The sequence below is a fragment of the Amycolatopsis sp. La24 genome (assembly GCF_029087445.1).
In the GTDB taxonomy this organism is placed as follows: domain Bacteria; phylum Actinomycetota; class Actinomycetes; order Mycobacteriales; family Pseudonocardiaceae; genus Amycolatopsis; species Amycolatopsis nivea.
The window spans coordinates 45101-56519 of record NZ_JARACH010000063.1 but is presented as its reverse complement, the minus strand read 5'-3'; the positions used below and the strand labels follow the sequence as shown (position 1 = coordinate 56519).

The following is an 11419-nucleotide window of genomic DNA, read 5'->3' as shown; positions in this document are numbered from 1 at the left end:
GGCGACATCGGCCTTTGGTTGCGTGGGGCACCCCGAAGCTTGATTGTGCTGACGGTTCGGGGGTGCTTGTCAAGGCGGGAAAGATGCCTTGACAAGCACCCCCGAACCGCAGATGGGCTTCGTATCGGGGTGCGCGGGAGGGGCTGGGTGCCTCGCTCGTTGGGTGCACTGGTGCGGGTTGGGTGGGGGTGGGGCTAGCGCCCCAATGTGGCATTGGGTGCGTCGGATGCACCCAATGCGGCGTTCGGTGCGTCCCATGCACCCAATGCCGCATTGGGGCGGCATCCCCGGCAGTGAGGCGGGGCGGGCCGTGAAGGGGTCCTTGAGGGAATCCAAGTCCGTGAAGGGGTCCCTCACGGCCGGGCGGAGGCGCGTGAGGGGAACCCTCAGGGAAACAGGGTCAATGAGGGTGGCCCTCACGGACAAGTCTGCGAGGGCTAGACGGTGCGGAGGGTGTGCACTGTGCGGCCGTCCAGGGCGGCGCGGCCGTTGAGTGCTGCCAGTTCCAGTACTACTGAAATGCCGGTGAGCGTTGCGCCTGCGTCTTCCAGGAGTTTCGCGGTCGCTGCCACGGTGCCGCCGGTGGCAAGGACGTCGTCCATGACTGCGATGCGTTGTCCTGGTTTCACGACGTTGGCGGGGAGTTCGACGCTGGCGGTGCCGTACTCCAGGGAGTAGTCCACTCGGCCTGCTACCGACGGGAGTTTGCCTGGTTTCCGCACCAGCACCACGCCCATGCCGCGGGAGTAGCCGACCGCCGCAGCCAAGAGAAAGCCGCGGGCCTCGACTCCGGCCACCAGGTCGGTGGCCGGGTCGAGGGTGTTCGCCAGTGCGTCGGCGACGGCGGCGAAGCCGGGGCCGTCGGCGAACAACGGGCTGAGATCGCGGAACAGGACGCCTGGTTCCGGGAAGTCCGGGACTTCGGCGATCAGGTCCAGTGCCTCGTCGAGCTTCATCGGGGTCAGCGCTTCTTCTTCCCCGACGGACGCTGCTTCGGGTGCCGCGCCGGGACGCCGGCCGCGGCGGCCATGGCCTTCTCCTTGCGGAGTTCGGCGGCCAGCTGGTCCTCGTCGGCCGAGTCGAAGTCGTCGTCGGCGGCTTCGCGCTTGGCTGCCTTCGCCCGGCGGGCGGCTACGCGCTCGGCCTGCTGGCGGTACTGCGGGTCGCGCATCTTGAAGTCGACCAGCAGCGGCGTCGCCAGCGCGACCGACGACAGGACGCCCACCAAGGTACCGGTGAGCTGCACCAGCGCCAGGTCCTGCAGCGTGCCCGAGCCGAGCAGGATGTAGCCGACGATCAGCAGGCCCAGGATCGGCAGCAGGGCGATGAACGCGGTGTTGAACGACCGCATCAGGGTCTGGTTCAGCGCCAGGTTCGCCGCCTCCGCGTACGTGCGCCGCGACAGGCCGAGCAGGCCGCGGGTGTTCTCCCGGACCTTGTCGAACACCACCACGGTGTCGTACAGCGAGAACCCGAGGATCGTCAGCAGGCCGATCACCGTCGCGGGCGTGACCTCGAAGCCCACCAGCGAGTACACGCCGGCGGTGACCACGATGTCGTGCAGCAGCGAGATGAGCGCCGCGAACGCCATCCTGGTGTCGAAGTAGATCGCCAGGAAGATCACGACCGCGACCAGGAACACGGCGAGCGCGATCAGGGCCTGGCGCGAGATCTCGTCGCCCCACGACGCGCTCACCGCGCTGTCGCTGATCGCCTGCTCGCTCGACTTGCCGTTGCTGCCGATCGGGCCGAGGTCCTCGAAGATCTGCTTCTTGACCTTCGCGACCTGGTCCGCGGTCAGCGTCTCGGAGCGGGTCTGGATGGTCGACGCGTTGCCGGTGCCGACCGTCTGGGTCTCCGCCGGCGCCTCGCCCAGCGCGGTGTTGAACGACTTGATCACCTGGTCCTGGGTGATCTGGCCGTGCGAACCGTGCGCGGGCAGCTGGATCTGCGTGCCGCCCTCGAACTCGATGCCGACGTTGAAGCCGCGGAAGATCATCGAGCCGATGCACACCAGGAGCAGCAGCGCGAAGAACATGTACCAGCGCTTGCGCGAGCCGACGATGTCGACCGCGCCGGTGCCGACGTAGAGCCGGTGGAAGAAGCTTTCCTTCTTGGCGGGCTTGGCCGCCGTGCTGCCCTGGCCGGTCGGGCCGTCGGGGCTGTCCGAGGTGACGCCCGCGGTTTCGTCGCTCACGTCAGGCCTCCTTCACGTTCGCGCGGCGGCCGGGAGCGGGGCGCGTGGACTTGCGCTGCGCGCCGAGCTTCTGGACGGCGCCGAGGCCGAGATTCCGGGGGTTGGACAGGAACTTCGACTTCGAGGTCGACACCATCGCCACGAGCGGATGCGTGACCAGGTAGACGACCACCAGGTCGAGCACCGTCGACATGCCGAGGGTGAACGCGAAGCCCTGCACGTCGCCGACCGCGATGATGTACAGGATCGCGGCGGCGAGGAAGCTGACCGCGTCCGAGGCCAGGATCGTGCGCCGCGCCCTCGCCCAGCCGCGCGGCACCGCGGACCGGAACGTCCGGCCCTCCCGGATCTCGTCTTTCAGGCGTTCGAAGTAGATGACGAACGAGTCCGCGGTGATGCCGATCGCGATGATCAGGCCGGCGACGCCCGCGAGGTCGAGCGTGTACCCGATCCACCGGCCGAGCAGCACCAGCACCGCGTAGACGAGCAGGCCGGACAGCACCAGCGACCAGATCGTGAGGATGCCGAGCAGCCGGTAGTAGAACAGGCAGTAGACGAACACGACCGCGAGGCCGATGGCGCCGGCGATCAGGCCCGCCTGCAGCGAGGCGTAGCCCAGCGTCGCGGACACCGTGGTGGCGTCGGACGAGTCGAACGACAGCGGCAGCGAACCGTACTTGAGGATGTCCGCCAGGTTCTTCGCGTCGGTCTGGGTGAACTTGCCGGTGATCTGCGTGTTGCCGCCGAGGATGGCGTTCTGCACGGTCGGCGCGGACACCACGTCCGTGTCGAGCACGAACGCCGCCTGCTTGCCGATGTTGGCCGACGTGAAGTCGCCCCAGGTCTTGCCGCCCGCGCTCTTGAAGCTCAGGTCGACGATCCACTGGCCGCGCTGCTGGTCGTAGCCGGAGTTGGCGTTGGCGATCTCGGTGCCGGGGATGATCTCCGGGCCGAGCACGTACTTGGTGGCGTCCTTGTCGCCGCAGGTGACCAGCGGCTGGTTCGGCAGGTCGTTGCCCTCCAGCGGGTCCGCGGCGTTCGGCGCGCAGGTGAGCGCGGCGAGCGCCTTCTGCTGCGCGGCCTGCGCGGCGGCGGCCTCCTGCTGGTTCTTCGGGTCCTTCGGCATCAGGGCGGGAGCCTGGCGCACGGCGCGGGCCTGCTCGATCGGGTTCTTGCCCGCGTCCTGGCCGCCTGCTCCCGAGGCCGGGGCCGACGGCGTCGTGCTCGGCGGCTGCTGCGCCGGGGCGCCTTCCGCTCCCCCGCCGCCGGCGGGCTTGCTCGGCGCGGTCGCCGGGGCGCTCGGGGCGCCGGAGGCGGGAGCCGAGGGCGGCGCGGCCGGGGTGTTCGGGACCGAGGTGATCACCTCGCGGATCCCGAGCTTGGCGGTCCGGCCCAGGTTCTTCGCCTCGTCGCCCTGCTCGCCCGGCACGGTGATCACGATGTTGTTGCCGTCGAGCACCACCTCGGTGCCGCCGACGCCGATCCCGTTGACGCGGGTCTCGATGATCTGGCGCGCCTGGTTCAGCGAGTCGCGGGTGGGCTGGCCGCCGTCGGGCGTGCGCGCGGTGAGCGTGACCCGGGTGCCGCCCTGGAGGTCGATGCCGAGTTTCGGCGTCGCTTTGCCGCTGCCGGTGAAGAACACCAAGGCGTACAGCACGACCACGATCAGGGCGAAGAAGGCGAGATAGCGTCCCGGGCGGAGATGCCCGGCCGATGGTGCCACTGTGCTTCGGTCTCCTCGAACTGGCACGGACTGGATGGACCCCAAGTGGTTCGGGTGCGCGAGCCGGAAGGGGGTCCCCCGGACGCGGCTGGGCGTGAACTATGACGGCGGACACGCACGCAGCACCGAGACAGTACTCGGTGCTGCGTGAGCCCGGCGTTCGCCCGTACCGACTTTCGTAGGCTGTGGGCGGATCACTGCCCGGTGAAGCCCGGGGGCTACTTCTTCCCGTGCTCGAGCGGGGGCGCCACCTGCGCACCGGAGGTCTGCTTCTCCTCGGCGGAGATCGACTCCTGGGCCGGGGCCTCCGAAGCCGGCGCGGCAGGCGCGGCCGACTCGATGCCCGCGGTCTCGGTCTCGGCCGAGTCCTCGTTCTCCTCGGTCTCGACGACCGGCTCGACCTTCTCGCGCACCGCGAGACGCAGCCAGGTGGTGACGACGCCCGGCGCGATCTCGATGTCGATCGTGGTCTCGCTGCTCGTGTCGGCGACCGTGCCGTACAGGCCCGACGTGGTCATCACGCGGTCGCCCGGGGCGATGCTGTTCTGCATCTCCTGCTGAGCCGCCTGCTGCTTCTTCTGCTTGCGGGTGCCCATGACGAGCGGCACGGCCACCACGAGCAGCAGCAGCAACGGCAGCAGTAACTGGTTCATGACTCTCCTCGACGGACGCCTTTCTCGGCTGCCCGCGTCCGGTTTCGACGGATGTGCTGTGTTCGAGTGTGCCAGGTACCGGCGGAAACGCCACCACCCGGGCCGCTGTCCGCCCTTGTCAGGCCTGGTCGAACAGCGTCGGACCGCCCGCCTCGGGACGTCCCGCTTCCGGCGGCGGCACGAGCCCGAGGTGGTGCCACGCGGCCGCGGTCGCGACCCGGCCGCGCGGAGTGCGGGCGAGCATACCGGCCCGGACCAGGTAAGGCTCGCACACCTCCTCGACGGTGGTGGCCTCCTCGCCGACGGCGACCGCGAGCGTCGAAATGCCCACCGGTCCCCCGCCGAACGAGCGGGTCAGCGCGCCGAGCACGGCCCGGTCCAGCCGGTCCAGGCCCAACTCGTCGACGTCGTAGACCTTCAGCGCGGCCTGCGCGACCTCGAGGGTCACCTTGCCGTCGGCGCGCACCTCGGCGTAGTCGCGGACCCGGCGCAGCAGCCGGTTGGCGATGCGCGGGGTGCCGCGCGAGCGGCCGGCGATCTCGGCGCAGCCGTCGCGGTCGATCTCGATGCCGAGGATGGTCGCGGCGCGGCGGACGACCAGTTCCAGCTCGGCCGCGGAGTAGAACTCCATCTGGCCGGTGAAGCCGAACCGGTCGCGCAGCGGCCCGGTCAGCGATCCGGACCGGGTGGTGGCCCCGACCAGCGTGAACGGCGCGATCTCCAGCGGGATGCTGGTCGCCCCCGGCCCCTTGCCGACGACGACGTCGACCCGGAAGTCCTCCATCGCGAGGTACAGCATCTCCTCGGCGGGCCGGGCGATGCGGTGGATCTCGTCGATGAACAGGACGTCGCCGGGCGCGAGGTTCGACAGCATCGCGGCCAGGTCGCCCGCGCGTTCCAGGGCGGGCCCGGAGGTGATCCGGATGGCCGCGCCCAGTTCGGCGGCGACGATCATCGCCATGCTCGTCTTGCCGAGGCCGGGCGGGCCGGACAGCAGCACGTGGTCGGGCGGGACGTCGCGCCGCCGGGCGCTCTCCAGCACCAGCTCCAGCTGCTCGCGGACGCGTTCCTGGCCGACGAACTCGTCCAGTTTGCGCGGCCGGAGCGAGGTTTCCAGGTCGCGTTCGCCGGTCTGGGCGAGCGCGGACAGGGTTTCGTCGTCCGCCTCGTACCCGCCGGTGTCGAACTCGGTGACTTCGTGGTTCATCGGCGGCTACCGCTTGCGGCCCAGCGCGGCCAGCGCCGCGCGCAGCACCGACGACGTGGTGTGCCCGTCGCCCTCGGACAGCACCTTGTCCACCGCCTGCTCGGCCTGCTTGGCCGGGAACCCGAGCCCGGCCAATGCCTCGACCACCTCGCCGCGCAGCGCGCCGGGCGCGGTGACGACCGGGGCGTCGGCGGCGCCGCCGAGCGCGGTGACCTTGTCCCGCAGTTCGAGGCTGAGCCGTTCGGCCCCCTTGCGGCCGATGCCGGGGACCTGGGTGAGCACGGTGATGTTGCCTTCGACGAGCGCCGCGCGCAGCTTGTCCGGCTCCAGCACGGCCAGCGTCGCCAGCGCGAGCCGCGGCCCGATCCCGGACACCGTCTGGAGCAGGCCGAACAGCTCGCGCGCGTCCTCCTCGGCGAACCCGAAGAGGGTCAGCGAGTCCTCGCGCACGACCAGCGCGGTGTGCAGCCGCGTCTGCTCGCCGCGGCGCAGCGTGGCCAGCGTCGCCGGGGTGGCCTGCACGGCGAGGCCGACGCCGCCGACCTCGACCACCACGTGGTCGAGCCCGACGGACAGCACTTCGCCGCGTACCGAGGAGATCATCGTCGTGCTCCTGTTTCGTTCTGCTTCGTGGTGGTTCCGGCCGCCTTCGCCGCGGCCGCGAGCCGGGCCTTGTGCGCGCGGACCAGTTCGGCCGCGCGGGCCTCGGCCTCGGCGAGCCGCACCCGCATCGGCTCGCGCCAGAGGTGGCAGATGGCGAGCGCGAGCGCGTCGGCCGCGTCCGCCGGATGCGGTTTGACCTCGAGCCCGAGCAGCCGCATCACCATGGTGGTGACCTGCGCTTTGTCCGCGCGGCCGGACCCGGTGACGGCGGCCTTGACCTCGCTGGGCGTGTGGAAGACGACCGGCAGCCCGCGCCGCGCCGCCGACAGCGCCACGACCCCGCCCGCCTGCGCGGTGCCCATCGCGGTGCGGACGTTGTGCTGCGCGAACACCCGCTCGACGGCGACCGCTTCGGGCCGGTACTTGTCGAGCCAGCGCTCCACCTCGTCGGCGACGCTGAGCAGCCGCTGCGCGAGATCCTGGTCGGCGGGCGTGCGCACGACCCCGACCGCGACCGGGCGCACCGACCGGCCCTTGCCGCCGTCGACCACGCCGAGGCCGCACCTGGTCAGACCGGGGTCGACCCCGAGCACCCGCACCGTTTCTCCTTCGCCCGCGCGAACATTAGTTCGAGATGCAGGCTAACGGTCGCCGAGCGCGGCCCGGCGGACGGACACGCGAAAACGGCGGCCGAGGTGGACGCCGGATCCGCTCCGCGAGCACGATGGGGCCATGCCGGGACCGGAGGACTACGTCAAGCACCTGGGGCTGGAACCGTTGCCGGTGGAGGGCGGCCGGTTCGCGGAGAGCTGGCGCGCCCCCGAAGGTTCGGCGATCTATTACCTGCTCACCGCGCCCGAGATCTCCGCGCCGCACCGGCTCGACCGGGTCGAGGTGTTCGTGCACCACGCCGGTTCGCCAGCGCGGATGCTCCTGCTGCATCCGGACGGCGAGGTGACGCGCCCGGTACTGGGCAGCGACGTGGCCGCCGGGGAGCGCCCGCAGGTGGTGGTGCCCGCGGGGACATGGCAGGCCACGGTGTCGCTGGGCGCGTGGAGCCTGCTGGGCACCGTGGTGGTGCCGCCTTACACCGACGACTGCGTGGAGTTCGCCGATCCGGCGACGCTGGCCGAGCGCTTTCCGGACGCCGCCGACGACCTGGCCGCGCTGGGCTAGCCGGGAGCCGCGGTCAGGGGCCGTCGACGCCGGGGGTCCAGCTCTCCGGGTCGCCGCTTTCGGTGAGCACCGGCTGCCATTCGGCGAAGCCCTCGGGCGCGTCGGCGTGCCACGGGAAGTGCCCGTCCGGCGTCGCGACGATCATCTGCAGCGCCGGGAAGTCGCCGTCCGGGTAGACGAGGAACGCGGACCCGAAGTACTCCGGGTAGTGGCCTTTCGCGACGCGCTCGAAGATCACCGGCGCGCCCTCGAAGAAATCGTCGTAGCGTTTGCCGACCTCGAAGATCTCGCCGTTGGCGGAGCGGTCGACGTACGCGTCGAGCAGCACCGGGGCCATGTGGTCGGGCAGCCCGATCACGACCGCTTCGGGCACGTTGTGCAACGCCCACGCGCACGCGGTGAAGCAGTAGCCGGCCCCTTGGTCGTCGGCGGGCACGGCGATGACCGCGTTGCCCCGTTCCCTTGCCTGGGTCTCGATCCAGGCGATGAGGCTCTGCTCTTGCTCGGTGAGGGCGGAGGTCGTCACGGCGGACATTCTGCCCCACCCGCGCGCCCGAGCCCAGTCCCCGCGCCGGTCATTTTCCGCCTGCGCCAAGGATTTTCGCGGTTTCCGTTGCGCGGCAAGGGAAACCTTGCACGAAAACGGCCGCGCCCCCGGAGTGCCGGGAGCGCGGCCGTGTCGCGTGCGATTGGATCAGTCCACCTCGGCCATGACCTCGTCGGAGACGCGGAATCCGGCACAGCGCGTAGACGTTGCCCGTCCCACCGCCGAGATCAGTCCACCTCGGCCATAACCTCGACGGAGACGCGGAATCCGGCACAGCGCGTAGACGTTGCCCGTCCCACCGCCGACATCAGTCCACCTCGGCCATGACCTCGTCGGACACGTCGAAGTTGGCATAGACGTTCTGCACGTCGTCGCAGTCCTCGAGCGCGTCGATCAGCTTGAAGACCTTCTTCGCGCCGTCGACGTCGAGCGGCACGCTCACCGACGGCAGGAAGGTCAGCTCGGCCGATTCGTACTCGAACCCGGCTTCCTGCAGCGCCTTGCGGACCGGGACGAGGTCGGTGCCCTCGGAGACGATCTCGAAGCTCTCGTCGAGGTCGTTGACCTCCTCGGCGCCCGCGTCGAGGACCGCCATGAGGACGTCGTCCTCGGTCGCGTCCGCCTTGGGCATGATCACGACGCCCTTGCGGTTGAACATGTAGGCGACCGAACCCGGGTCGGCGAGCGAGCCGTTGTTGCGCGTGAGCGCGGTGCGGACCTCCATCGCGGCGCGGTTCTTGTTGTCGGTGAGGCACTCGATCAGCACCGCCACGCCGTTCGGGCCGTAGCCCTCGTACGTGATGTTCTGCCAGTCGGCGCCGCCCGCCTCCTCGCCGGCGCCGCGCTTGCGCGCGCGCTCGATGTTGTCCTGCGGGACGGAGTTCTTCTTCGCCTTCTGGATGGCGTCGTACAGCGTGGGGTTGCCGTCCGGGTCCCCTCCCCCGGTCCCGGTGCGGGCGGCGACCTCGATGTTCTTGATCAGCCGCGCGAAGAGCTTGCCCCGCTTGGCGTCGAGGTTCGCCTTCTTGTGCTTCGTCGTGGCCCACTTGGAGTGGCCGCTCATCTTTCCTCCATCTGTTCCCGCGGCCGCGTGCCTCCCGGCGCGGCCGCCGCAATCCTTGCTCAGGCTTTCCGCACGAGCTCGACGAACAGCCGGTGCACGCGCTCGTCCCGGGTGATCTCCGGGTGGAACGCCGTGGCCACCACCGCCCCCTGCCGGACGGCGACGATCCTATCCGCCCTCGGCCCGTCCGGCGGGTCCTCCGGGTCCGGCACGGTGGCCAGCACCTCGACCCCGGCTCCCGCCTTCTCGACCCACGGGGCCCGGATGAACACCGCGTGCAGCGGCCCGCCGGGCAGCCCGGCGAACGGGAGGTCGGCCTCGAAGGAGTCGACCTGCCTGCCGAACGCGTTGCGGCGCACGACGACGTCGAGCCCGCCGAGCTGCTGCTGGTCCGGGCGCCCGTCGAGCACCTGGCGGGCCAGCAGGATCATCCCGGCGCACGAGCCGAACGCGGGCAGGCCGCCGGCGATCCGCTCGCGCAGCGGTTCGAGCAGCTCGAAGGTCTCGAGCAGCCGCGACATCGTGGTGGACTCCCCGCCCGGCAGCACCAGGCCGTCCACTTGGGACAGCTCGGACGGGCGGCGCACCGGAACCGCGCGCGCCCCCGCGCTCTCCAGCATCGCGACGTGCTCGCGCACGGCGCCTTGCAGGGCGAGCACGCCGACCGCCGGCCGTGCTCCCGTAGCTGTCGCCACCCGACCTCCCGTGAGACGTTCGCATCAGCTTAGGGGGGCCGTCCGGAACGCAACCGGGCAGGTCAGGCGGGCAGCACCGGGGCCGCCGCCCACTCGCGGAGCGCTCCGGCGGCCGGTCCCGCGCCGACGTGAAGTGGACTGCTGAAATCTGTCGCCAGTGGCCACCTCGAAGGTGGTCTCCCCTGATATCAAGGCAGCCCGTCTCCTGCGGGCCGGCCTCGTCTCCCATGGTAGGCCGTTCCGGAAGCCCCAGGTCAACGCTTCCCGGCGGAAAAGTGACCGAGCCCAAGTGGATCTTTCGGCGCGGAAAGTGGCCTTCCGAGATAGCCGCGCAATGGCCTGCCTCAGCGGTCCACCGTGGTCTTAGGCTGGAGGAGAAGACCCATTCAGCTCCCCCGAGAAAGGCCCGCAAGGTGTCGCAGCAGCAGAACGCCGAACCCCAGACCGTCACCGGCACCGCGAAGGTCAAGCGCGGCATGGCGGAGATGCTCAAGGGCGGCGTGATCATGGACGTCGTGACCGCCGACCAGGCCAAGATCGCCGAGGACGCGGGCGCGGTCGCCGTCATGGCGCTGGAGCGCGTCCCCGCGGACATCCGCGCCCAGGGCGGCGTCGCCCGGATGAGCGACCCGGACCTCATCGACGGCATCATCGAAGCGGTGTCGATCCCGGTCATGGCGAAGGCTCGGATCGGGCACTTCGTCGAGGCGCAGGTGCTGCAGTCGCTCGGCGTCGACTACATCGACGAGTCCGAGGTGCTCACCCCCGCCGACTACGCGAACCACATCGACAAGTGGGCGTTCACCGTGCCCTTCGTGTGCGGCGCGACCAACCTCGGCGAAGCGCTCCGCCGCATCACCGAGGGCGCGGCGATGATCCGCTCGAAGGGCGAGGCCGGCACCGGCGACGTCTCGAACGCGACCACGCACATGCGCAAGATCCGCGGCGAGATCCGCCGCCTGCAGTCCCTGCCCGAGGACGAGCTGTTCGTCGCGGCCAAGGAACTGCAGGCGCCGTACGAGCTGGTCCGCGAGGTGGCCGAGGCGGGCAAGCTCCCGGTCGTGCTGTTCACCGCGGGCGGCATCGCCACCCCGGCTGACGCCGCGATGATGATGCAGCTCGGCGCGGAAGGCGTGTTCGTGGGTTCGGGCATCTTCAAGTCCGGCAACCCGGCGCAGCGCGCGGAGGCGATCGTGAAGGCCACGACGTTCCACGACGACCCGGACGTGCTGGCGAAGGTTTCGCGCGGGCTCGGCGAAGCCATGGTCGGCATCAACGTCGAGGACGTGCCGGAGCCGCACCGCCTCGCCGAGCGCGGCTGGTGACGTAGCCGCTCCATCTGAACTGACTGCGCGAGCGGTGAGGGACACCCGTCCCTCACCGCTCGCTTTTTGCGTTCTGCACCTGTTATGGCCGCACCAGGCTGCGCTCGTAGCCGCGTTGCCGCTCCGCGACGCTCGGACGCTCACAACAGCCCATCCGTGATGATTGAAGATGATGCAAATCGCTCACTTCAAGCAGAAACGATCGTCTACACTGAGGGCCGCGCTCAGTT

12 protein-coding genes are annotated in these 11419 nt (G+C 70.5%); 2 read left to right on the top strand and 10 right to left on the bottom strand.

Features of this window, described 5'->3' with window-relative positions; genetic code table 11:
• Positions 1 to 437: 437 nt before the first annotated feature.
• From PUT80_RS37830 to ruvC, 7 genes are all read right to left on the bottom strand, one after another.
• Complete coding sequence (locus PUT80_RS37830) at positions 438 to 956, bottom strand: adenine phosphoribosyltransferase (protein WP_238605755.1); 519 nt, start codon at positions 954 to 956, stop codon at positions 438 to 440.
• Between the two features lie 5 nt (positions 957 to 961).
• Positions 962 to 2197, bottom strand: a complete 1236-nt coding sequence (secF, locus tag PUT80_RS37825; protein WP_037811296.1) for a protein translocase subunit SecF — start codon at positions 2195 to 2197, stop codon at positions 962 to 964.
• 1 nt (position 2198) lies between these two features.
• Positions 2199 to 3920 (bottom strand): protein translocase subunit SecD, encoded by a 1722-nt coding sequence (gene secD / locus PUT80_RS37820; RefSeq protein WP_037811294.1) that lies wholly within the window; start codon positions 3918 to 3920, stop codon positions 2199 to 2201.
• A 218-nt stretch (positions 3921 to 4138) separates the two neighbouring features.
• Complete coding sequence (yajC, locus tag PUT80_RS37815; RefSeq protein WP_275294985.1) at positions 4139 to 4573, bottom strand: preprotein translocase subunit YajC; 435 nt, start codon at positions 4571 to 4573, stop codon at positions 4139 to 4141.
• A gap of 118 nt (positions 4574 to 4691) precedes the next feature.
• Entirely contained in the window at positions 4692 to 5780 is a 1089-nt protein-coding gene (gene ruvB / locus PUT80_RS37810; RefSeq protein WP_051728840.1) for a Holliday junction branch migration DNA helicase RuvB, read from the bottom strand.
• 6 nt (positions 5781 to 5786) lie between these two features.
• Positions 5787 to 6383 (bottom strand): Holliday junction branch migration protein RuvA, encoded by a 597-nt coding sequence (gene ruvA, locus PUT80_RS37805; protein ID WP_037811291.1) that lies wholly within the window; start codon positions 6381 to 6383, stop codon positions 5787 to 5789.
• A complete protein-coding gene (gene ruvC, locus PUT80_RS37800) occupies positions 6380 to 6982 on the bottom strand; it encodes a crossover junction endodeoxyribonuclease RuvC (RefSeq protein ID WP_275294984.1) in 603 nt (200 codons plus the stop codon). The genes ruvA and ruvC overlap by 4 nt, the downstream gene beginning before the upstream one ends.
• A gap of 133 nt (positions 6983 to 7115) precedes the next feature.
• Here ruvC and PUT80_RS37795 point away from each other — a divergent pair, with 133 nt between their 5' ends.
• Positions 7116 to 7559 carry a cupin domain-containing protein gene (locus tag PUT80_RS37795; protein WP_134661809.1) on the top strand — a complete coding sequence of 148 codons (444 nt, stop codon included), beginning with the start codon at positions 7116 to 7118 and terminating at the stop codon, positions 7557 to 7559.
• A 13-nt stretch (positions 7560 to 7572) separates the two neighbouring features.
• Here PUT80_RS37795 and PUT80_RS37790 read toward each other — a convergent pair whose 3' ends face one another.
• The 3 genes from PUT80_RS37790 to pdxT all read right to left on the bottom strand — a co-directional run bounded on the left by PUT80_RS37790 (position 7573) and on the right by pdxT (position 9864).
• On the bottom strand, positions 7573 to 8094 hold the full coding sequence (locus PUT80_RS37790; RefSeq protein ID WP_037811286.1) for a DUF4262 domain-containing protein: 522 nt from the start codon (positions 8092 to 8094) through the stop codon (positions 7573 to 7575).
• A 319-nt stretch (positions 8095 to 8413) separates the two neighbouring features.
• A complete protein-coding gene (locus PUT80_RS37785) occupies positions 8414 to 9169 on the bottom strand; it encodes a YebC/PmpR family DNA-binding transcriptional regulator (protein ID WP_037811285.1) in 756 nt (251 codons plus the stop codon).
• A 59-nt stretch (positions 9170 to 9228) separates the two neighbouring features.
• Positions 9229 to 9864, bottom strand: coding sequence for a pyridoxal 5'-phosphate synthase glutaminase subunit PdxT (pdxT, locus tag PUT80_RS37780; protein WP_037811283.1), 636 nt, complete (start codon positions 9862 to 9864; stop codon positions 9229 to 9231).
• Between the two features lie 413 nt (positions 9865 to 10277).
• Here pdxT and pdxS point away from each other — a divergent pair, with 413 nt between their 5' ends.
• Positions 10278 to 11189 carry a pyridoxal 5'-phosphate synthase lyase subunit PdxS gene (pdxS, locus tag PUT80_RS37775; RefSeq protein ID WP_037811282.1) on the top strand — a complete coding sequence of 304 codons (912 nt, stop codon included), beginning with the start codon at positions 10278 to 10280 and terminating at the stop codon, positions 11187 to 11189.
• Positions 11190 to 11419 lie beyond the last annotated feature (230 nt).